Annotated in this window: 21 protein-coding genes and 1 pseudogene; 17 read left to right on the forward strand and 5 right to left on the reverse strand. The window is 50.8% G+C overall.

The window, feature by feature from the left end:
• Positions 1-4: 4 nt before the first annotated feature.
• From B5D35_RS24725 to B5D35_RS24735, 4 genes are read right to left on the reverse strand one after another with little or no spacing between them, the layout of a single operon-like run.
• Positions 5-502, reverse strand: coding sequence for a beta-propeller fold lactonase family protein (locus tag B5D35_RS24725; protein ID WP_244556481.1), 498 nt, complete (start codon positions 500-502; stop codon positions 5-7).
• 12 nt (positions 503-514) lie between these two features.
• The gene (locus tag B5D35_RS24730; RefSeq protein WP_244556482.1) at positions 515-997 is read right to left on the reverse strand and encodes a YVTN family beta-propeller repeat protein; all 483 of its coding nucleotides are present in this window, start codon (positions 995-997) and stop codon (positions 515-517) included.
• Between the two features lie 11 nt (positions 998-1,008).
• Positions 1,009-1,941: a type 1 periplasmic-binding domain-containing protein gene (locus B5D35_RS02445; protein WP_244556483.1), complete on the reverse strand. Its 933-nt coding sequence runs from the start codon at positions 1,939-1,941 to the stop codon at positions 1,009-1,011.
• Positions 1,942-1,965: 24 nt separating this feature from the next.
• Positions 1,966-2,283 carry a hypothetical protein gene (locus B5D35_RS24735; protein WP_244556484.1) on the reverse strand — a complete coding sequence of 106 codons (318 nt, stop codon included), beginning with the start codon at positions 2,281-2,283 and terminating at the stop codon, positions 1,966-1,968.
• A 131-nt stretch (positions 2,284-2,414) separates the two neighbouring features.
• Here B5D35_RS24735 and pedF point away from each other — a divergent pair, with 131 nt between their 5' ends.
• The 14 genes and pseudogenes from pedF to B5D35_RS02505 all read left to right on the forward strand — a co-directional run bounded on the left by pedF (position 2,415) and on the right by B5D35_RS02505 (position 15,740).
• Positions 2,415-2,870 carry a cytochrome c-550 PedF gene (pedF, locus tag B5D35_RS02450; RefSeq protein WP_078751025.1) on the forward strand — a complete coding sequence of 152 codons (456 nt, stop codon included), beginning with the start codon at positions 2,415-2,417 and terminating at the stop codon, positions 2,868-2,870.
• 11 nt (positions 2,871-2,881) lie between these two features.
• Entirely contained in the window at positions 2,882-3,844 is a 963-nt protein-coding gene (locus tag B5D35_RS02455) for a substrate-binding periplasmic protein (RefSeq protein WP_078751026.1), read from the forward strand.
• Positions 3,845-3,976: 132 nt separating this feature from the next.
• A pseudogene (locus B5D35_RS02460) lies at positions 3,977-5,745 on the forward strand (PQQ-dependent methanol/ethanol family dehydrogenase).
• 62 nt (positions 5,746-5,807) lie between these two features.
• A complete protein-coding gene (locus tag B5D35_RS02465; RefSeq protein ID WP_078751027.1) occupies positions 5,808-6,440 on the forward strand; it encodes an MOSC domain-containing protein in 633 nt (210 codons plus the stop codon).
• Between the two features lie 202 nt (positions 6,441-6,642).
• Positions 6,643-8,151, forward strand: a complete 1,509-nt coding sequence (gene exaC, locus B5D35_RS02470; protein WP_078751028.1) for an acetaldehyde dehydrogenase ExaC — start codon at positions 6,643-6,645, stop codon at positions 8,149-8,151.
• 120 nt (positions 8,152-8,271) lie between these two features.
• Positions 8,272-10,053 (forward strand): 4Fe-4S binding protein, encoded by a 1,782-nt coding sequence (locus tag B5D35_RS02475; protein WP_342068294.1) that lies wholly within the window; start codon positions 8,272-8,274, stop codon positions 10,051-10,053.
• The gene (locus B5D35_RS25375) at positions 9,965-10,276 is read left to right on the forward strand and encodes a 4Fe-4S binding protein (RefSeq protein ID WP_332870333.1); all 312 of its coding nucleotides are present in this window, start codon (positions 9,965-9,967) and stop codon (positions 10,274-10,276) included. The genes B5D35_RS02475 and B5D35_RS25375 overlap by 89 nt, the downstream gene beginning before the upstream one ends.
• 149 nt (positions 10,277-10,425) lie before the next feature.
• On the forward strand, positions 10,426-10,497 hold the full coding sequence (gene pqqA, locus B5D35_RS02480; protein ID WP_081796241.1) for a pyrroloquinoline quinone precursor peptide PqqA: 72 nt from the start codon (positions 10,426-10,428) through the stop codon (positions 10,495-10,497).
• Positions 10,498-10,627: 130 nt separating this feature from the next.
• On the forward strand, positions 10,628-11,551 hold the full coding sequence (gene pqqB, locus B5D35_RS02485; protein WP_078751030.1) for a pyrroloquinoline quinone biosynthesis protein PqqB: 924 nt from the start codon (positions 10,628-10,630) through the stop codon (positions 11,549-11,551).
• An 8-nt stretch (positions 11,552-11,559) separates the two neighbouring features.
• Positions 11,560-12,318 (forward strand): pyrroloquinoline-quinone synthase PqqC, encoded by a 759-nt coding sequence (pqqC, locus tag B5D35_RS02490; protein WP_078751031.1) that lies wholly within the window; start codon positions 11,560-11,562, stop codon positions 12,316-12,318.
• Positions 12,319-12,329: 11 nt separating this feature from the next.
• Complete coding sequence (gene pqqD / locus B5D35_RS02495; protein ID WP_078751032.1) at positions 12,330-12,593, forward strand: pyrroloquinoline quinone biosynthesis peptide chaperone PqqD; 264 nt, start codon at positions 12,330-12,332, stop codon at positions 12,591-12,593.
• Positions 12,565-13,521: a pyrroloquinoline quinone biosynthesis protein PqqE gene (gene pqqE, locus B5D35_RS02500; protein WP_244556485.1), complete on the forward strand. Its 957-nt coding sequence runs from the start codon at positions 12,565-12,567 to the stop codon at positions 13,519-13,521. Before pqqD ends, pqqE begins: the two co-directional genes overlap by 29 nt.
• A 183-nt stretch (positions 13,522-13,704) precedes the next feature.
• Positions 13,705-14,349 (forward strand): insulinase family protein, encoded by a 645-nt coding sequence (locus B5D35_RS24740; RefSeq protein WP_244556486.1) that lies wholly within the window; start codon positions 13,705-13,707, stop codon positions 14,347-14,349.
• A 17-nt stretch (positions 14,350-14,366) separates the two neighbouring features.
• Positions 14,367-15,740, forward strand: coding sequence for a hypothetical protein (locus B5D35_RS02505; RefSeq protein ID WP_244556487.1), 1,374 nt, complete (start codon positions 14,367-14,369; stop codon positions 15,738-15,740).
• An 8-nt stretch (positions 15,741-15,748) separates the two neighbouring features.
• Here the strand turns inward: B5D35_RS02505 and B5D35_RS02510 are convergent, their stop codons facing one another.
• Complete coding sequence (locus B5D35_RS02510; protein WP_078751033.1) at positions 15,749-16,414, reverse strand: response regulator; 666 nt, start codon at positions 16,412-16,414, stop codon at positions 15,749-15,751.
• Positions 16,415-16,725: 311 nt separating this feature from the next.
• Between B5D35_RS02510 and nosP the strand changes: the two genes are divergently transcribed.
• The 3 genes from nosP to B5D35_RS02525 all read left to right on the forward strand — a co-directional run bounded on the left by nosP (position 16,726) and on the right by B5D35_RS02525 (position 20,915).
• The gene (gene nosP / locus B5D35_RS02515) at positions 16,726-17,931 is read left to right on the forward strand and encodes a nitric oxide-sensing protein NosP (RefSeq protein WP_078751034.1); all 1,206 of its coding nucleotides are present in this window, start codon (positions 16,726-16,728) and stop codon (positions 17,929-17,931) included.
• Between the two features lie 14 nt (positions 17,932-17,945).
• Positions 17,946-20,582, forward strand: a complete 2,637-nt coding sequence (locus tag B5D35_RS02520; RefSeq protein WP_078751035.1) for a hybrid sensor histidine kinase/response regulator — start codon at positions 17,946-17,948, stop codon at positions 20,580-20,582.
• A gap of 102 nt (positions 20,583-20,684) precedes the next feature.
• Positions 20,685-20,915 (forward strand): thymidylate kinase, encoded by a 231-nt coding sequence (locus B5D35_RS02525; RefSeq protein ID WP_078751036.1) that lies wholly within the window; start codon positions 20,685-20,687, stop codon positions 20,913-20,915.
• The last annotated feature ends 98 nt before the right edge of the window (positions 20,916-21,013 follow it).

Below are 21,013 nucleotides of genomic sequence, written 5' to 3' on the forward strand. Positions count from 1 at the left end.
GTCGTTATTCGACAGTGCGAACGGCAACACCCCAAGGGTAGCGACCGACTTTGACGGTTTTAATCACCTCGCGGTTTGGTACATCAATGATGGACACGTCACCGCTTACGCCGTTGGTGGCGAGCAATCGGTCTTCCGCTTCGTTCAGTGCCATTTGCCATACGCGGCGGCCGACCAACAAGCAATCTTCAACTTCCAGAGTGCCTGTATTCACGACGGCTACATGGTTTGCGGGACCCAAGGCAACAAAGGCGGTTTTACCATCAGACGTGAGTTTTACGCCAACAGGTTGCACTTTGTCTTTGTGGACCCCTTTGGGGGCGAAGCTGATTTTTTTGATGATTTCTTTGGTGTCGGTATCGATCACAGACACGGTGCCTCCGATTTCTGCGCTGACCCAAAGCTGTTTGCCATCAGGGCTAAACTGCGCGTAGCGTGGACGCGCATCAACCAAGGTGTTGTGGAACATCGCATTGGTTTCTGTATTGATCCAATGCGCCATGTTGGAGGTTTCTTAAGTGATGATGGCGATTTTCCCGTCCGGGCTTACTGCAACACCTTCAGGCTCTACGCCCACCTCTACTTGGGTGACAACACTGGAGGTCGGAATGTCGATCACCGTCATCAGCGCATCGTCTTCGTTTGCAACATAAAGGCGCTTACCATCCGGCGACAGGGCGAATAACTCTGGATCCTCGCCCGAGGGAAGATCGCCAACAATGGTGTTGCTATTCAAATCCAGCACTTGCACGGTATCGTCCTCGCTGGCACAAATGTAGAGCTGTTTGCCGTCTTTGCTGACTTCAATACCACGGGGACGATCGCCCACGTCAATGGTGTTGATCACTTCCATCGAGTCCATGTCGATGATGCTCACGGTGTCATCTTTTTCGTTGGTGACATAAGCGAGCTCTTTCGCCATGGCTTCTGAAGAGAGAAGCGGCGAAACCATCAGGGTGGCAAGTGTTAGCGCGAGAATCGATTTGGCGTAATGCATCGTCTGTATCCTTACTGATTGTTTGCAGTGTTAAATTTGTAAAGACGGCACTGGCTTTGTGCTTCATCAATGCCCAATGAATCGAGATCATTGCGCGGATGAAGGAAGCCTTCGAAGGGGGCCGTAGCAACCAGTGCTTGTGCGTCAAACAGGGAGACTGTTTGGCGAAGTTGACCATTCCAGGGGCGGTAAGTGAGCTTGCGGCCTTTGTAAGCCGCGAGCTGGAAGCGATCGCTTATGATAAAGGGCAATACCGTATCTACGTCACCGCTATTGAGCGTAGTGACGGCTTCATTGATGGAACGAACAGCAACCCAAGCGGCGTAATCTTTTGCGGTCATGTGGCGGTCAAATTGTTTGGTAAAGCGATTTTGAAACTGAATCGCTCCCCATTGTTCTATGACATAGCTCCAGCCATCGGCACGCAGCCCATGGGTGCCGATTACAGGGCGGGGTAGCCAAGTATTATAGGGCAGGTGCTGACCAAAGAGATTGCTCTCATCAATCACTAATACCGCATCATAATCACTGGCTTGCGTGAACAGCGGAATTTCCGCAGAGGCAGAGCGGCGTAAATCAGTGTCAAAGTTCCACACCTTTTCAGCGACTACCTTGTGGCGGTATTTCTGGAGTGTGTTTTTTACCGCCGTAAGGTATGCATTGTCGGCATTGGTTACTCCCGATACGACAAAGATGTCGTTGAGACGCCTCACGCGAAGCCATTGAGACAGGGCATCTCCCTGCATGGAATAACTGAGTGCGGTGTGAAGCGTGTTTGGCAGGCAGATACTGGAGCGTAAATTGTCATCGCGGTTGCCCACATTGAGCAACAAGGCATTTTCTGGGAGAGACGATCGCAGTGCTTTTAGTGAGTCAGTATCCAAGTCAGTTAGAAAGTAGCGAATGCCCTCGTCATACCATGCAGCAGCAGACCTTTTGAGCACTACAATATCGTCAGATGTTGTAACCTACAGCGAATATTTTTGACCAAGAAACTTACCGGTGCCGTTGGCGTCTTTGATGGAAAGTTTGGCACCGGCTTCCCCATTGTTTTCGGGCTCTCTCAGGTATTCTGGCACTGCGCGGGTCTCTTCGACGGGCAAGCGCAACATGCCAATCCGAACGTTCACTTCTGCGCTAACGCTGGCAGACATAATCATGCCCCACACCAGAAAAAGAAAGGCAATGAAGGTGTTATGACAGCAAACCCAGCAACGTTTCATCAAGTACAGCTCTCCGAAAAAGGCAACGTTTTTACTGTAAGCAGGGACGGGCGTTTTTGCCAAATCCGTTCGTCTAGCTAATAAGAATATCCTCCCAAAGAATGAGGGTTATACCCGCCTTGGTAGCATGTTAGTCAAGGGCGGCAGCGCCTAGACTGAATCCAATTGCTATCAGCGCAAAGGAGTTTTGTAACATGGAAAAGGTTGAGCGAAAGGTTTGTGTTTTCACTGCGATAGCGTTGGTTTCTGCGCTGGTATCTCAGTGGGCTTGGGCTCATGGGGACGTGACACCGCAGTCGATCGACACCACATCAATCCCCGTTCTGGGGGCGGATTGGACTGAGACCAACCCGTACCGAGAGTTGGACGGTGATGTCAGAGTGGAAGTCGAGCGGATAGGCGCATCGGCCTACAACCAAAACTGCGCACGTTGCCATGGCTTGGAGGGGATATCTGGCGGTATCGCGCCGGATCTTCGCTTGCTTTCCCCCGACTACGATGGAGATGAATGGTACATCTATCGCGTGCAAAACGGTGCAGTCAGAAACGGTGCGGTATACATGCCAAAAATGACAGAGCACCTCAATCAAGAAGCGCTGTGGGCGATTCGGACTTGGCTTGAGTCTGTCGCTCCGGAAGAAAACGGTTAGGGGGCGTTGGCATGGTCGCGGTGAACGATATCGGGTTTAAAGGCATCAAGTTCATAGATGTGTTGATGATTTTTGCACTCTGGATTGGCGTGACGATGCCGACTTATGCGCTCTCGTTTGATGACATTCAAGCCAACGGTGAGATTCGCGTGGCCGTTTATGACCACTTCCCTCCGTATTCTTTCAAGGATGAAAACGGAACTCCTGCTGGCATCGATATCGAACTGGCAAACGCGTTGGCGAAAGGGCTGAACGTGAAGCTTGATCTGCACTGGATGACACCCGATGAAACGGTTGAAGATGACATGCGCAATTACCTCTGGAAAGGGATGAACCTGACCAGTGATGACGGTAAGCGTGTCAAAGCGGACGTGATGTTGCGTGTGCCTTATGACCGAGCCTTTGCGATGCAAAGGGACGATGTGGGTCATCCTGCACACGAACGCGTACACATGTTTGTGCCCTACCAACAAGAGCGTTGGCGGATGGTGTTTGATGCGAAAAAGCTCGATGCACCACAAACCGCCGCACGCTTTATGTATCACCCGGTCGGCGTTGAAGTCGATACGGTTCCACAGTTTTATCTGACTACCGCTTATGGTGGTCGACTCAGAGAAAAAAGCCGCACTTACTCTTCTATCACTGATGCCTTCACGGCGTTAGGGCAGGGAGATGTCGCCATTGTGATGGGCATGAGTTCCCAACTTGAATGGCTTCACCAACAAAACGCATCGGCAACAGATGCGAGTGAATCACTCACTGAACTGGCATTTCCGTTACTTGGTCGATCGAACTGGGAGTTGGGAATGGCAGTGCAAACCGATTACCGTCAGCTGGCCTACGCACTGGAAGACATTGTCATGGTTCATATTCAAAACGGCGATTTTGTTCGCTGGGGAGAGAAGTTCGGTGTCGATTACCGTCTGCCAGAACGCTTCCTACCTGAATCTGACGCCATTGCACAAACACCCTAAATTGAACGCCTGTTTCTCTATCTGCTCCTAACACTTTACGAACCCTATAAGGACATTCGGGGTAGCGCAGGCAGGAATCGCTAATGAGCAAACCAGCTTATTAGCCAACAGCCAACGAAGAGGTATTTCCCTATGACAGCTATGTCATTTAAACGGTGCGGATTGTTCGCCGCGCTCTCACTCGTGCTGACCGCGCCATCAATGGCTGCGGGTGTCACAGACAAGGACATCATGGCCGATCAGCAAACGACTGAGGATGTGGTCACCTACGGCATGGGCCTTAGAGGACAGCGTTTTAGCCCGATGGACACCATCAATAAAGAAACGGTCTCAGAAATTCGCCCTGTCTGGGGATTTTCTCTGGGAGGTGAGAAGCAGCGTGGGCAAGAAAGCCAGCCAATGATCAAAGATGGCGTTATGTATATCACGGGATCGTATTCGCGAGTGTATGCCATTGATGCAAGAACTGGGGATGAACTGTGGCAATACGATGCGCGATTACCGGATGGGATCATGCCGTGTTGTGACGTGATCAACCGTGGCGTAGCACTTTACGACGATCTGGTGATCTTCGGTACGCTGGACGCCAAGCTGGTGGCTTTGGATGCAAAAACGGGCAAAGTGCGCTGGAAGAAAACCGTCGATAACTATCAAGATGGGTACTCGATCACGGCTGCGCCTATCGTGGTAAAAGGCAATGTGATTACCGGCGTCTCCGGCGGTGAATTTGGCATTATTGGGAAAGTGAGGGCGTATGATGCCAAGACCGGCAAGTTGGTGTGGGAGCGTCCGACCGTTGAAGGCCACATGGGCTACGTATGGAAAGACGGTAAGAAAATCGAAAACGGCATTTCCGGTGGCGCGCCCGGAAAAACCTGGCCAGCCGATCTGTGGAAAAGTGGCGGGGCTGCGCCATGGTTAGGCGGCACCTACGATGCGGATACCGATCTGCTGTTCTTCGGTACAGGTAACCCAGCACCTTGGAACTCTCATATGCGTCCGGGTGACAACCTCTTTTCATCCTCTCGCTTAGCGATTGATCCGGATGACGGCAAGATCGTTTGGCACTTCCAAACCACCCCGCACGATGGCTGGGATTTCGATGGTGTGAATGAGTTGATTGCCTTCGATTACGAGCAAAACGGCAAAACAGTGAAAGCGGCCGCGACAGCGGATCGTAACGGTTTCTTCTATGTGCTTGACCGCACCAGCGGTGAGTTCATTCGTGGCTTTCCGTTTGTAAACAAGATCAGTTGGGCGAAGGGGTTGGATGACAAAGGCCGACCGCTGTATATCGACAGCAATCGCCCGGGAAATCCGACCGATGTCGCCGATGGTAAAAAAGGCCAAACCGTGGTGGCAACTCCCTCATTTTTAGGCGGAAAAAACTGGATGCCGATGGCGTACAGCCCGAAGTCGGGTTTATTTTATGTGCCGTCCAACGAGTGGGAGATGGACATTTGGAATGAGCCAGTCTCGTACAAAAAAGGGGCCGCGTACCTCGGGGCGGGTTTTACCATTAAGTCCATTAACGATGACTATATCGGTGCACTTCGCGCCTACGATCCGAAAACGGGCGAACGTGTCTGGGAATACAAAAACTACGCACCTCTGTGGGGCGGCGTGATGACAACTGCGGGTGGCCTGGTATTCACGGGTAACCCTGAAGGCTACTTAATGGCGTTCGATGATAAAACTGGTGAGCTGCTTTACAAGTTTAATACGGGCTCAGGCATTGTCGGGACACCTGTGACTTGGGAAATGGACGGTGAGCAATACATTTCTATTCTCTCCGGTTGGGGGGAGCGGTGCCACTTTGGGGCGGAGACGTGGCCAAGCGGGTCAAGAACTTCAACCAAGGCGGTATGGTCTGGACGTTTAAACTCCCCAAAAACAGTTAGATCTTTGTCAGGAAACACCATGCCGGGCGAGAGTCCGGCATGGTGCGATCAGGAGGTACACCATGTCTGATTCGCCACGACTGAAAACCGTCTGCATTGCGACACCTTCCGTCATAGGCCCTCGGGCTGTCTCAACAGGCATAGTAAAACGGCCGATTGAAGGCAAGATTCAGGTCACTGAGATGGGGCTGGAAGGCGATTTTCAGGTCGACAGCCGGGTTCATGGTGGGCTGGATAAAGCGCTCTACCAGTTCCCGTTTGAAACTTACACGACGTTGGCGGAAGCGTTACCACACCTCGCCGCCCGTTTTTCATCGCCTTGTGTTGGTGAGAACCTCTCCTCATCAGGGATGACAGATAACACGGTCTACGTAGGCGATTGCTACCGCGTCGGCTCCGCACTACTTCAGGTTAGCCAGCCTCGTATGCCGTGTTGGAAGCTCAACCAGCATGTCGGCAACAGTCATGTGATGGCACTGCTGGTGTCATTGATGAAAACGGGATGGTATTACCGTGTGTTGGAAACAGGACAGGTCAGTGCGGGAGATACATTCATACTGGAAGACAGATTGCAGGATGCATGGACAGTTGAAGCCATCTGGATGTATTGGCTCGACCTGCGGGCGCAGAAGAAGCAGGTTGTAGGTTCCGTTCCTGTTCCCGGTCTCTCAACGCAATGGCGATTTGACTGGTGAAATACTTTATATATCAATAATTTTGTTACTAAGTTTTGTGGCTGAAAAACTCCATCGAAAGTATGAGATTTTGTCGACCAAGGGGTGATGGTGAGAACGGCCAACACTCCATACTCTTTATGTTAAGCGCCTGACGTCGTCCTCTAAAGGTGGGCACTTCAGGGAAGAAACAAGGAACAACGCCAACATACAGGGGTGGACAATGATTTACGCAAAACCGAATACTGACGGAGCTGTCGTTAATTTTAAGGCGCGTTATGGCAACTACATCGGCGGCGATTGGGTACCGCCAGTCAAAGGACAATACTTCACCGATACGTCGCCTTGTACAGGCGATCCGATCGCAGAGATCCCACGTTCCAGCGCTGAAGACATTGAACTCGCTCTCGACGCCGCTCATCAGGCAAAAGCCGCTTGGGGGGCTACCTCGGCCACTGAACGTTCCAACATCCTGCTTAAAATCGCTGACCGTATCGAAGCCAACCTTGAATACCTTGCTGTCGCAGAAACGTGGGAAAACGGCAAGGCTGTGCGCGAAACCCTTGCCGCTGATCTCCCGCTTTGTGTTGATCACTTCCGCTACTTTGCTGGGGCGATTAGGGCACAAGAGGGCTCTACGGCTGAAATCGATGCCAATACCGTGGCCTACCACATCCATGAGCCACTCGGCGTTGTGGGACAAATCATCCCGTGGAACTTCCCGCTCTTAATGGCGGCGTGGAAAATTGCTCCCGCGTTAGCTGCCGGTAACTGCATTGTTTTAAAACCTGCTGAACAAACCCCGACGACAATGTTACTGCTGATGGAAGTCGTGGGTGATTTACTGCCGCCGGGTGTGCTCAATGTCGTCAACGGCATGGGGCCGGAAGCTGGGCAGGCACTGGCTACGTCAAACCGCATTGCTAAGATTGCCTTCACCGGTTCCACGGCTATTGGTAACCATGTTCTGCGCTGCGCAGCAGACAACCTTATTCCTTCTACCGTTGAGCTTGGCGGTAAATCACCGAATATCTATTTCGAAGATGTGATGGATCAGGAAGAGGAATTTATTAGTAAAGCGGTCGAAGGCTGTGTGCTGGCATTCTTCAACCAAGGCGAAGTGTGTACGTGTCCATCACGCTTGTTAGTGCAAGAAAGTATCTATGATGATTTCATTGCGCGTGTCATCGAGCGTGCGAATGCAATCAAGCATGGCAACCCGCTCGACACGGAAACCCAAGTGGGTGCACAGGCATCTGACGAGCAATTCGACAAAATCATGGGCTATCTCGACATTGGCCGCGCAGAAGGCGCAGAGGTGTTGATCGGTGGTCAATCTGCTGACTTTGGTGGTGGTTACTATGTGCAGCCAACCATCTTGAAAGGTGAAAACCACATGCGTGTGTTCCAGGAAGAAATTTTTGGTCCGGTCGTGAGCGTGGTGACATTCAAAGATGAAGCGGAAGCGCTGGCGATTGCCAATGATACCGAATATGGCTTGGGTGCTGGCGTCTGGACGCGGGACATGAACCGCGCATACCGCATGGGTCGCGCCATTCAAGCGGGTCGTGTCTGGACCAACTGTTACCATTTGTATCCTGCGCATGCCGCATTTGGTGGTTACAAGAAATCAGGTATTGGACGCGAAACACACAAAATGATGCTGGATCACTACCAACAAACCAAGAACTTGCTAGTCAGCTACGACATCAACCCACTCGGATTTTTCTAGTCCTTCGTCCTTGTCCGTCTGGTCGAAGACAGTGTGAAACTCCCGACGCTGTCGGAAACAGACGCATTGCGGGGCATTTTGCCCCGCTTTTTTATAAGCTTTCTGTTTAGCGGGGTTGTCATGCCGTGGCGTAGTACCTGGTTACTTTGGCTTCTTCTGATGCTATTGCCGTTTTTTGTGTCTGCGGAATGGATGGAATTATCCGAAGAAGCAGAGTCTCTTTTCCCCCGTGCAACACGCATGAAAGCATCGTCCGATCATCTCCCTATTACTGAAATCTACCAACTCGACCAACCTATCGGTTATGTGTTTGAAACTGATGACCTTACTGACTTCCCCGGCTTTTCTGGTGAAACCATTAACATGAGAGTGGGGCTGGATACCGAAGGGCGAATTGTGGGGGTGGTATTGCTTCGCCACCATGAGCCGATTTTTCTGCATGGGTTGGGTGAAACTGCGTTAACGGATTTTATTGAGCAATACCGAGGACTATCGCTGAAGCAGCAGGTCTTTGTTGGTAGCAACCAGCAGCGAATTGCCAGCGATAAGGTTGTTTATTTCGATGGTGTGACCAAGGCAACCGTGTCTGTGCTGGTGGTGCATGACACCCTCCTTTCTGCGGCAAGAAAGGTTGCGCAATCACGGCTGACAGGGTTTGGTTCGGCCACAAAAGCACGGCTCAATACAGAACAGTTTTTGCAAAAATCGTTAAATGAACTCCTTCTTGAAGGGGCGCTTTTGCAGTGGACAGTGAGCGATGAGCAGGCCGCGTCATTGTTCGATAGGGACCTTAATTTATTGCGTGATGCACGAGACGATGAAAATGACAATTTACCGTATATCGATCTCTCAGTCGCTGTGTTGAACCCCCCCACCATTGGCGTGAACGTGTTGGGAGAGGCGGAGTACCTTCGCATTATGTCGGCCTTGGATCCTGGCGACATTGCTGTGCTGGTGGGGTCAAGTGGGGGCTATCGACTGGTGGCGGATGATTTTGTGCGGGGAACGACCCCTGCGCGATTTTCGTTGATGCAAGATGGCAGTCCGCTGGTGCTTCGAGACGCCGATCTCTACCACATTGCGCCGCCTACCTTTGTTTCGCCGTTGCTCGATTTTGATCAGGTTTTTATCTTTACCTTCTCTGAGCAAAGTGGCTTTGATCCCGCCGAACCTATTACTGTTGGGATGCGTGTTCAACTGAAAAAGAACTTCCTTGAATTTGAGTCGGTGGAAGCCATCACACAGTATGTGTTGCCAGACACTTTGTTGATCGCCGTATCACCACCCAAACCGCCCTTGCCCTTGTGGCAGCGACTTTGGATTGATAGACAGTTGGAAATCGCCATTTTGGGTGTTTACCTGTCTTTGCTGACCGCACTGTTTGCCTTTCAACATCGTCTTTCTGCTTTTGGCCATTTGCTTCACCCCGTGCGTTGGGGGGCGTTAGCATTCGTGGTGCTGTTTATTGGCTTCTACGCGCAGGGACAACTCTCTGTCGTCAATATTTACACCTTGCTGTTGTCGCTCTGGCACGGGTTCGATATTACGGTTTTCCTGCTCGATCCGATTTTGTTTGTCCTTTGGAGTTATGTCTTTGTCAGTTTGTTTTTGTGGGGACGAGGACTTTTCTGTGGCTGGTTGTGCCCGTTTGGTGCGATGCAAGAAGCGGTGACCGTGCTTGCAGAGAAGCTGCGAATACGGCAATGGCAAATCAATGAGAAGCTGCATAGTCGATTGATATACGCCAAATATCTTGTCTTAGTGGTGCTGGTGAGCACGGCGTTTTATCGCCTATGCCGTACTTCTCCTATTGTTGAGCATCCGTGTTCACAAAGCCTATTGCCGTTATTTGTGTCCACTCGGAGCGGGATTGGCGGTGTTAGGGCGTTTTCGACTCTTTAGTTGGCTGACTAGGCGAAAGGAATGTGGCAGTCCGTGTCGGTTATGTGAAAAGAGCTGCGGTATTCATGCAATCGCCAAAAGCGGGGAGATTGATTACAACGAGTGCATTCAATGTATGGAGTGCGCAGTCATTATTTCCGATAAAAACCGTTGTGTGGCAGAGCGTTATGGTAAGCGTAACCGCAGTGTGTCTAAGATTAAAACGGTAGACGTGATGGGTTAACCCTGATTTTTCAAAAGACTTTTGCCAGTAATAGTGTCTTAGAAAAGGGAAATCATCACAAAGTAGGATTGGTAGTTTCTCCGTCAAGGCTAGTCTATCTATAGAGGCAAGATTGTCTCGTTGTATCTGGATACAAAGGAGTGAATTCTATGTGGAAAAAACCAAGCTACACCGAACTGAGACTTGGCTTCGAGGTTACTCTGTACATCAGTAACCGCTAAGTTTGCACAATCGGGATGAGGCCGGCCCCGGACTCATCCCTTTTTTATTTCTGATTCAAAATCTTTCTTTTTCAAAATATTTCTTATGCTTAATAAAACGAGCGGGGCAGCGCGTTGAAGGGAGTGAACGATGCAGATTGTTGTACTAGGTTCAGCCGCAGGGGGTGGGTTTCCGCAATGGAATTGCCATTGCCGTATGTGCCAGTCCGTCAGACAGGGAACCAGTCGCGCACAACCGCGAACACAATCCTCTATTGCCGTTAGCGATGATGGTGATAATTGGGTGATCATTAATGCCTCGCCGGATATTCGCCAACAAATCAATGCGTCACCGCAATTAGCCAAAGCAGATGGAGCCAGAGGCTCTGGGGTACGCGCAGTGATCGTCACCGATGCACAAATCGATCACACCACGGGTCTGTTGATCTTGCGTGAAGGTTTGCCGCTTGATTTGTATTGCACCAAAGAAGTTGCGGATGAGCTGAGCTCCAGCTATCCCATTCTCTCCATGATGACGCATTGGCAAGGGGGTTATCGCACTACGACGGTGGATCCTTCTTCCGAAGAAGGGTGGCAAATACCAAGTGTGCCGTCGCTGCGCTTTGTGCCCATCGTGCTTGAGTCTAACGCACCGCCATTTTCACCTTATCGCGATCGCGATCGCCCTCGACCGGGCGACAATATTGGCTTACAGATCGTCGATACCCGAACTGGGGCATCGCTTTTTTATGCGCCGGGATTAGCGGCCCCCGCGCCTGTCGTGTTAAGCGCCATGGATAAGGCGGACTGCGTGATGATGGATGGCACGCTCTGGACGGACGATGAAATGATCCGAGAAGGGCTAGGCACGTCGTTGGGCAGTGAGATGGGGCACCTGTCCGTCTCCGGCGAAGAGGGCATGCTGGCCCTGCTTTCTCAATTCAGCAAACCGCGAAAAGTACTCATACATATCAATAACACCAACCCTATTCTCGATCCTGATTCCCCGCAGCATAAAGCGGTTTTGGAGGCTGGCGTTGAGGTGGCATTTGATGGCATGGAAATTCATATTTAGGAGGGATGATGAGCAAAGCAATGAGTAGAGAAGAATTCCAGCATAAGTTGTTGGAAAAAGGGCAGTACTACCATATTCATCATCCTTTTCATCAAGCCATGTACAGCGGGAAATGTACCAAAACACAAATCCGAATGTGGGTGGCGAATCGCTTCTACTATCAGACTTCAATCCCCGTCAAAGACGCGGCGATACTGGCCAATTGCCGAGATCCTGATATTCGCAGAGAGTGGGTGCAACGTATCCTCGACCATGACGGACACAAGTCATTGGACTGCAAGTGGGGCGGTATTGAGGCGTGGCTGAGACTGGCTGAAGCCGTAGGCCTTGATAGGCAGGAAGTGATTGACGAGAAATGGGTGTTGCCCGGCGTGCGTTTTGCGGTGGATGCGTATGTGAATTTTGCCCGCCGCGCTACGTGGCAGGAAGCGGCTTGCTCTTCACTGACAGAATTGTTTGCGCCTGAGATCCATCAATCCCGCCTTGATTCCTGGCCCGCTCATTACGGCTGGATTGACCCCGAAGGATTAACCTACTTCCGCCAGCGTTTGAGTCAGGCACGTCGTGATGTGCAACATGGTCTATTCATTACCTTGCAGCACTTCAAGACATTTGAGCAGCAAGAGCAAGCGTTGAATATACTTCAATTTAAGCTCGACATTTTGTGGTCGTTGCTTGATGCCATCAGCATGGCTTACGAGTTTGAACGGCCGCCGTATGTGGGGATCACCGACCAACCTGTTTGGCACCATGCACTGGACCGATAAGGGGGCGCACTATGGAACATTCCGTCTTGAAGCGAAATCCACTGTTTCGCCTTCAGTTCGAAAAGGCGCAAGACTGTCATGTGCTGCTCTTTCCAGAGGGCATGGTCAAACTCAGTGACAGTGCCGCCGAAATCCTCCAGCAATTTGAGACGCCAAGCTCGGTTCAGGCAGTGATTACGCGATTAGAAACTAAATTCCCGGGCGTGGATCTGGCTGATGATGTGCGTGAGTTTGTGGAGGTGGCCTGTGACAAAAAATGGCTCGAAAGCGATTAGCCCTCCTTTGTGGCTGCTGGCGGAGCTTACTTATCGCTGTCCGCTGCATTGCGCGTATTGCTCCAACCCAATCAACCTTGGCGATCCCGATGATGAGCTTTCCACCGAAGAGTGGAAGCGGGTGCTTGAACAGGGACGCGAGCTCGGGGCGGTGCAGCTGGGTTTTTCTGGCGGAGAGCCTTTGCTGCGCAAAGATCTCGAAGAACTTGTCGCCCATGCACATCAATTGGGCTATTACACCAATTTGATCACCTCGTCGGTCGGTTTGAATGAAAAGCGCATAGAAGCGTTAAAGCGGGCGGGGTTGGATCATATTCAGATCAGCTTTCAATCGGCGGATCCCGATCTTAATGATGCTATCGCCGGTAAACGCAATGCCTTCCAGCATAAGAAAGCCATGTTTAAGGCCGTGAAAGATCAGGGTTTCCCCATGGTGATGAATGCGGTGATCACGCGACAGAATATCGAATCGATTGAGGCCATTATGGAATTGGCCATTGAGTTGGATGCAGATTTTGTCGAACTGGCCACCTCGCAGTATTACGGTTGGGCTCTACACAACAGGGATGCGTTATTGCCGTCCCGAGAACAAATAGAGAGCGCTGAACACCGCGTGAATAGGCTGCGTGAACGCCAACAGGGGAAAGGCCCCAAATTTATTTTTGTGACCCCAGATTATTACGAGGAGCGTCCGAAACCTTGTATGAGTGGTTGGGGATCAATATTCATCAATATCGCGCCGGATGGAAAAGCCTTGCCTTGCCACAGCGCTGCAATGCTCGATCTTCCTCACCCAAATGTGAAAGAACACGACATTTCTGACATTTGGTATGACTCAGAGAGCTTTAATCACTACCGCGGATTTGACTGGAGGCCCGAACCTTGCCGAAGCTGTAATGAGAAAGAGCAAGATTTTGGTGGTTGTTGATGTCAGGCATTACTGCTGACTGGCGATGCGGCGAATGCCGATCCAGTTTGTAGCAAGTCGCCGCATCATACGGTGATTGAAGAGGCCGTGGCGAAAGCAAACCAAGGCTGCCATTCAACGGCGTTAGCGAGAACCATCAAAAATAGCCAACTGATTATATCCGTCAAACCGTGAGGGAAATGAATGGCGAAACCGCATCCTGCTGCGCCAGATTGGTTCTTGTTACCACCGGATCAACAACAGTTGGAAATGGGGTGGGTAGGCTATCGACACACCAGTGGCATGCTGCATTGGCATCACGCTTCGTCAGACGAAGATCGGTTAAGCGCCTCTATTGTTGTTCCAACGCCCGTCGAGGATGACAGTGGCGTCACGCATGCGCTTGAACATATGGTGCTTCGTGGGTCCATGCGTAACCCCGACCCTGATACCTTCCTCTCTTTGCGGGCTGAACTTGCCCTGCTTGAATTCAATGCGACCACCAAGCTACAAAGCACCCGCTTTCATCTGACGGGCTATGATCCCACCTCGGCGCTGAGAGGGCTGGGCTTTTTTGCTGACAGTGTGTTTTCTCCTCAACTCACCGAAGAGGACTTTGACGAGGAAATTATTCGTGAGCAAGGAGTTGGCTTTGATGGGGCACTGTATCGTGAGCTTGAAGCGTATATCCGCAGCCCCGTATTCAGAGACTCAATCACCCGAGCGCAATGTAGTCAGCCCAGGGCCCCGTTATTTGGGGGGATGCCAGATACGCTTGAAGCACTGGATATCGTGACGCTCAGGCGGTATCACCAAACGCATTACCGTCCTGAGTTTACAATGTCTTGACTGCGGGTTCATGGCCTATGGTGGCACTCTGGCGACAGATCTCCAAAGCGCTGGAGGGGGTAGGCGGCGCTTTGCCTGTACCCAAATCTGACTTTTTGCTGAAAAGCGATTATCAGGATGGTGCGCCTGTGACGATTCATGCGCTGTCATACACACCTCAATGGTCAGCGATCCTGCCCCCTTCGTTGAGTACCTTCCGAGCACAGCAAAAATTGCAGGCGTTAGGTGCGACGCTTCTTCCTTTAATGAGCGATTTTCAGCCAGTGCCAACCCTGCGATTTGCCGTTTCTGAAGTGACGGACATCGAAAGGCTTACGTACTTTGTCGAGGATGTTCAGCGTCGGATACCGTCAAAGCGGGCAATCTGGCAGTCGGGCTATTTTTGCATCCAGCAGGGGCGAGAGATGGTGGATCGTTGGGGAGACAGCCTTCAGCGCTTATATCACGATTTTGGCATGACCCCTTTTACACCGGATTTTTTGAAAAGTGAAGACGCTGAGAATTTACTTAACTTGCCTGCGACCCGTGAGAATCAGGTCAACGAAGAATGGATATCTCCCTGCCAGCCACTTCGACGGATGGCGATCCTTTGCCGTTGTAATGCCCGAGACGAAGAAACGCGAGAAAGTCTCAAACGGTGGTTGGTGTTGTGTCAGCAACGCACGCTGCGATGGGCATGGATGCAGAGTAAGCCCATGCTTGGTGCGATGGGTGAATGGCTGTGCGCCAATGCTTTAGTCATCGGCTACACCGTTGATCTCCGAGCGTCGGATGTTCGGGTGTTGCGTGACTTTTGGCACAATACGTTGAGTGACACTGAGATCAGTGCCATCGACGGTGATTGGGCACATACGTCGGATGGGATTGTGTTCACTTGCGTGAAGAGTGAGCCGGTTTTCAGAACAGGAAGCATCATGGCGAGCCATAAAGATGACGACAATGCCATGCATGTAACGCTCTCGTTTCCACATCAGGTGGATGCGGGCGCCATTGCTGTGTTAGGGCAAGCGGTGATGGCGACGCCATTGGTAAAAAAACGTCGACTCGGAGGGCGGTGCTATAGCTTTGGTGTGAATGTTGACCTGATGAACTACGAACTCACGTTCGATACCGTCTCAGACAGTGACCCAAGCGTGAGTTTTATTGCGCTGCTAAAAGCGTTTGAAGAGTTGGCGATCTCGTTGGAAAAAGAGCAATTTGAAAAGGCTTGCCGAGGCGGATTAGGGTTGGTTTCCGCGCGTTACAGCAAGTCACAGGCGCGTTTTCATCGCGCATTGCTCGGCATGGTGGGCCAGTCTGTGGCTGTGGATTTTGAGTCAATAACGCGGCATACCTTGGCACAATTAGCGGTCAAAGTGTTGGCTGCTCTCAAACACCCTACGGTGCATTGATCGACGCGTTACCGCTTTAAATAGCGATCAAAATCGATATTTGTCACACCAACGACTGCTTGGATCCGGTTATGTACGCCCAGCTTTTTCAAGATGGCAGACACGTGGCTTTTAACGGTGGTTTCCGAAATATTCAGATCGTAAGCGATCTGCTTATTAGCGGCACCTTGCGCCATGGATTTCAACACCAACAGTTGACGTCGAGTGAGGGTATGTAGCATTTCGGGGGAGAATTGGGGGTCATCTCTGCGATGCATTCCGCTTTGATCGCTCTCTGCGCGAATGATGTCTGCTGGCAGATAAACGTGCCCGTCTAAAATCTGTTCAAAGGCTTCACGCATTTTTTCTTTCGGCGCACTTTTGGCAATAAACCCGACCGCACCGTAAGCGATAGTTTGGAGAATGATCTGTTTGTTTGTTTCAGCAGAGATGATGGCGACGGGGATAGTAGGGTATTGATTTCTTAGTTCCAATAGGCCTTTAAGTCCCGCCATTCCCGGCATGTTGAGGTCAAGCAACACCAAATCAAGATCTTGATGATCTTTGACGGTGTCGAGCGTTCTTTCAATATCTTCAGACTGAAGGATCTCGCAATGTTCAAACCTTGCGCGGATCACAGCCACCAACGCATCTCTGAACAACGGATGATCATCAGCAACAAGAAACTTATGCATGGTTTAATCCCTTATTTCTTCCCTACAACTGCCACTCAATCCGGAGGGCAATGCGAAAGTCGTTGATTCCGTTAAGGTATCTTGTCATGTTCAATGAAGCCCCTATAACGAAGGTGCCTATTGACCAGTGTAGTGAGCTCAGTACCGATTGTGATCTTTAATATGTCACATTCTTGAAACTTTTGATCTGCTGGGTTTGCAAAAGTGTAAATTTCCTTCTTAAGTAGGAGCGCTTCTCAACCGTTCAGAGAGTAAACTTAAGGTGGGTTATTTGAAGGACCTTTACACCTTCATTGAGCGGGAGAGGGCATATGGCCGTACCAAAAACCTCCGATCAACACCGCAAGGCAATTTTCAGTGCTGCCACCTATCAGTTGGACGCGACGAAGGCTGCACGAGAATTGGCGAAGCAGCTCGACAATGAAGAGATTGGTTTCGTCCTGTTTTTCTGTTCTTCGGGTTATGATCTAGACGCGCTTGGTAAAGAAATGCAGCAGGCATTTTCTCATTGTGAGGTTATGGGCTGTACCTCCGCCGGTGAAATCACGGATTCGGGCTACGCCAAAAGCAGTATTTCAGCATTGGGTTTTTCCCGACGTGACTTTCAGGTCAGCGGTATGCATGTACCGTTGGAAGGTTTTGATCTGCAATCCGCGCAGCTTTGCATTGCGTCATTGATTGATACCTGTCAAAGCAATCAAAAAGCCCCCATCAATTCCGGCACGTTTGTGTTGACCCTCATTGATGGATTGTCCCCCATTGAAGAGCGATTCTTAGTGACCTTAGACACGGCACTCGGGCGAATTCCGCATTTTGGTGGCTCGGCTGGTGATGACATCAACCTCGCTAACACCCATGTCTACAGTGACGGAACCTTCCATACAGAGTCTGCCATTGTGGTGATGTTTAACACCCATTGTCCGTTTGAGGTGTTCACCACACACCATATTGAGAGCCTAGACAGTAAGCTGGTCGTGACGCACGCAGACAGCACGGCTCGTCGTGTCTATGAATTTAATGCCGAACCCGCGGCTGCCGTCTATGCGCGTGAAATTGGCATAGACTTAACAGAATTAAGGCCTGAAATTTACGCATTGCACCCCTTGGCTGCATTGATTGGCGACCAATATTACGTGCGCTCTATTCAAAAAGTGAATGAGGATTTGAGCCTAGATTTCTACTGCGCAGTGGATGACGGCATTGTGGTAACGGCGATGCGTCCGGGTGATATCTTCGCTGACATGGAAAGTAAACTCGATGCCATTGTGGCCCGCGTCGGCGAGCCCGAATTGACCTTGGGGTGTGATTGCTTCCTGCGTCGATTGGAGATTGAGCAAAACTTGGCACGAGATAAAGCCCACGCCATCTTTCGTCGCTTCAGACTGCTAGGGTTCAACACGTATGGGGAACAACTGAATGGTATTCATATGAATCAGACGCTCACTGGCGTGATGATTGGACACCCTCCCACATCGGACTCATGGGCGGTACCGTTATTGGATAAAAAAGCGGGATAAAAAAGCGGGATGAATTGACGAATAAAGACAAGGATCTGGAAGCACAAATTGCCGTACTCAAGGCAGAGAACGAACGTCAAAAAAAAATGATTGATGCATTAGTACATCGTGTCGAGCAAGGCAGTAGTACGCAAGTGGATGCGTGGGGGGCATTCCAGCATTCTGTCGTTCTTGCCGATCAAGTGCGCGACAAAACCGAAGAGCTGAATCATGCACTCCAGTCAATTGAATCGACCAACCGTCAATTATCCCTCGCCAAATCCCAGGCAGAGCAAGCGCATCAACGGTTTATTGATGCCATTGAGTCAATTTCAGATGGCTTTGCACTCTACGGCCCCGACCGTGAACTGGTGTATTCAAACAGCCGCTTTCAACGCTATTGGCAGGACAATGTCGTCTCGCTCAATACCTCATCGCTGACACCGGAAAAAATCCGAAAGCTGGCCAAAGAACACGGATTGATTGTTCAAGAAATGGAGGGGCGACGAAACGGCCAGACCATCAAGCTGCAAGGCAATCGTTGGTTGCAGGTCAAAGAGCGGGAAACCAGTGACGGGGGATTGGTGATGCTGTATTCCGACATCACCCAGCTCAAATTGGCAGAAACCGCGCGCTTTGAAGCGGCTATGGCGGAAAAAAGCCGCCTGCTTCAAGCGATGGTGGATAACCTTTCTCAAGGTGTTCTGATGGTGAGCAAAGAAGGGGCCGTTCAAGTGTTTAATCAGCGCTTTCTCGCCATGTCGGGCTTTACGCAAGAGCAAATGAGCGGGGCAAACATAGACGCCCTCATGGCAGACTCACCTCTTACGCTCTGGCGAATTGGCCGAGGGGGCAAGTTTCCACCTGAAGGTGTTCGGGTGCAAACACTGTCGGATGGGCGTGTTATCGAAGTGCGCAGCCACGCCATGGACAATGCGGATTACGTTAATACTTACACGGATATCACCCAGCGCTATCTGGATGCCAAAGAGCTTCGCGAGACGGAGCAGTGGTTGCGCCTTATTACGGATAACGTACCCGCATTGATTGCCTACGTCGGTGACGATCTTCATTATCAATTTACCAATCGCGCCTATGACCAATGGTATGGCTTTCCTCGTGGCGAGCTGGTTGGTAAGCACATCTCTTTTTCTCGCAGTGAATCCAAGTTTGCCGCCTTGAAACCTTATGTGGACAGGGCGCTTTCGGGTGAGTCGGTGGTGTTTGAAATCGAGGAAATCGATGCCAACGGTCAGCCACGGTACGTTGTGAAAAGCTATGTACCCAACCAATCACCGACGGGAAAGATTTCCGGTTTGTTCGTGCTGAATTGGGACATCACTGAACGTAGACAAAATGCCGATGAACTGGAACGCGCCTATCAGACGTTGGAATTGCGTGTGCAAGAACGGACAGCACAATTGCAGGCGTTGAATGATCAATTAAAAGACGAAGTCGAAGAGCGTCGTATCGTCCAAGAGCGGCTATTGGAAACCAAGCAGGAGGCAGAACGTGCGAACTTGTCGAAAACCAAGTTTTTGGCAACGATCAGTCACGACCTTCTGCAACCGCTGAATGCCGCGCAGCTGTATCTTGGGTCTTTGCTAAGCCACCGAATGTCGCCGTCCGCGAGAAAGCTGGTTACGTCGCTTTCGCACTCCTTGGAGGACGTTGAATCCCTTATTACGACCTTGGTTGAAATTTCCAAGTTGGACGCGGGTGTCGTCAGAGCCGACAAGCAGTCGTTTCCTATCAGAGAGCTGCTCGACAATATCGCCGATGACTTTATTCATGCCGCCGAAGGTAGCCGCGTCGATGTGCGGTATGTAGCGAGTTCTGCGTATGTGTACACCGACTCCCAGTTGTTGGCACGTATCGTTAGAAATCTGATGACGAATGCACTGCGTTATACCCATTCAGGCAAAATTTTATTGGGTTGTCGTCGTTGTGCTGACGGTATCCGTGTTGATGTGTTGGATACAGGGGTCGGTATTCCAGAGGACAAGAAAAAAGAAATATTCCAAGAGTTTAAAAGACTGACGAATGAGCATGACCATCACCACACCCAATTAGGTTTAGGGTTAGCCATCGTTGATAAAATTGCCACCGTGCTGGGGCATACCGTTTGGGTGGATTCTGTGCCAGACATAGGCTCGCGTTTTTCCGTGCTGGTGCCTTACGGTAACCGTGAAACCACCGCCTCTCCGAGTGTCGAGGCATTGGTGTCTGATGGCGGGGTGATGCTGCAAGGTGCGCGTGCTTGGGTGGTGGATAATGACCACAATATTTGCCATGCGATGGAAGAACTTCTCAAGCGTTGGGGATGTGAAGTGACGGCAGCGGCCTCCTTGCAAGAGCTACAAATAGGACAGGATACGGTTAAAGACCCCGTTGAGCTTCTGATTGTTGATTATCATCTGGACACCGAGTTGACGGGGCTCACCTTGGCCCAGATGTTAAATGCACAGCGGATGCGACCCGTACCAACGGTCATTGTTACCGCAAATCGCAGCGAGGAATTGCAGTATCAAGCGCGAGAGCTTGGCTATATGGTGCTGCATAAGCCTGTTTCACCCATGCGTCTTAAAATGACGCTCATTCACATGTTAAGTGGCGATCATCACGACGGTGAATTGCCAAGAGTCGTCGCGGGCTCGTCTCACAATCGATAACGAGTGAAATGGCACATCAGTAGCGTGACGTCTAAGCTTAATCCACATAATTATTAAAACTATTCAGTTTAACTCGTTGATTTTACGAACTAGGATTGAGCAATGACAAAGAATGAACTGCGCTCGTTGTACACGCAGCAAATGCTGGTGGAAGCGGTTGTGGAGCCATCGTTATCTAGTGATGGCTGGATTGTTGAGTTTCGTCATGCGCGCGGTGGTTTGGTACCGCTGACCGATGGAAACGGTGTTGAGCAATGCTTCGGTGATGTCGACATGGCCACGGAAAACGCGCTCGACATCGGTTTTCATCAGGTGCGTATCGTCGACACGTGATTGTCTCACTGGGGCAATAGACCTTTTTCAAGCAGTACCTTAGGGCGCTGCTAAACGCCCATCCGTCAATTGCTTGCCGGATTTCGAACACTTACCGC

The sequence above is a fragment of the Enterovibrio nigricans DSM 22720 genome (assembly GCF_900167155.1).
Taxonomy (GTDB): domain Bacteria; phylum Pseudomonadota; class Gammaproteobacteria; order Enterobacterales; family Vibrionaceae; genus Enterovibrio; species Enterovibrio nigricans.

Bases quoted from the DNA above. Each gene is read 5' to 3' on its own strand.
- B5D35_RS24725 (WP_244556481.1), bottom strand. From the start codon at position 502: ATGGCGCATTGGATCAATACAGAAACCAATGCGATGTTCCACAACACC.
- B5D35_RS24730 (WP_244556482.1), bottom strand. From the start codon at position 997: ATGCATTACGCCAAATCGATTCTCGCGCTAACACTTGCCACCCTGATG.
- pedF (WP_078751025.1), top strand. From the start codon at position 2,415: ATGGAAAAGGTTGAGCGAAAGGTTTGTGTTTTCACTGCGATAGCGTTG.
- B5D35_RS02455 (WP_078751026.1), top strand. From the start codon at position 2,882: ATGGTCGCGGTGAACGATATCGGGTTTAAAGGCATCAAGTTCATAGAT.
- B5D35_RS02465 (WP_078751027.1), top strand. From the start codon at position 5,808: ATGTCTGATTCGCCACGACTGAAAACCGTCTGCATTGCGACACCTTCC.
- exaC (WP_078751028.1), top strand. From the start codon at position 6,643: ATGATTTACGCAAAACCGAATACTGACGGAGCTGTCGTTAATTTTAAG.
- B5D35_RS02475 (WP_342068294.1), top strand. From the start codon at position 8,272: ATGCCGTGGCGTAGTACCTGGTTACTTTGGCTTCTTCTGATGCTATTG.
- pqqB (WP_078751030.1), top strand. From the start codon at position 10,628: ATGCAGATTGTTGTACTAGGTTCAGCCGCAGGGGGTGGGTTTCCGCAA.
- pqqC (WP_078751031.1), top strand. From the start codon at position 11,560: ATGAGCAAAGCAATGAGTAGAGAAGAATTCCAGCATAAGTTGTTGGAA.
- pqqD (WP_078751032.1), top strand. From the start codon at position 12,330: ATGGAACATTCCGTCTTGAAGCGAAATCCACTGTTTCGCCTTCAGTTC.
- B5D35_RS24740 (WP_244556486.1), top strand. From the start codon at position 13,705: ATGGCGAAACCGCATCCTGCTGCGCCAGATTGGTTCTTGTTACCACCG.
- B5D35_RS02505 (WP_244556487.1), top strand. From the start codon at position 14,367: ATGGTGGCACTCTGGCGACAGATCTCCAAAGCGCTGGAGGGGGTAGGC.
- B5D35_RS02510 (WP_078751033.1), bottom strand. From the start codon at position 16,414: ATGCATAAGTTTCTTGTTGCTGATGATCATCCGTTGTTCAGAGATGCG.
- nosP (WP_078751034.1), top strand. From the start codon at position 16,726: ATGGCCGTACCAAAAACCTCCGATCAACACCGCAAGGCAATTTTCAGT.
- B5D35_RS02525 (WP_078751036.1), top strand. From the start codon at position 20,685: ATGACAAAGAATGAACTGCGCTCGTTGTACACGCAGCAAATGCTGGTG.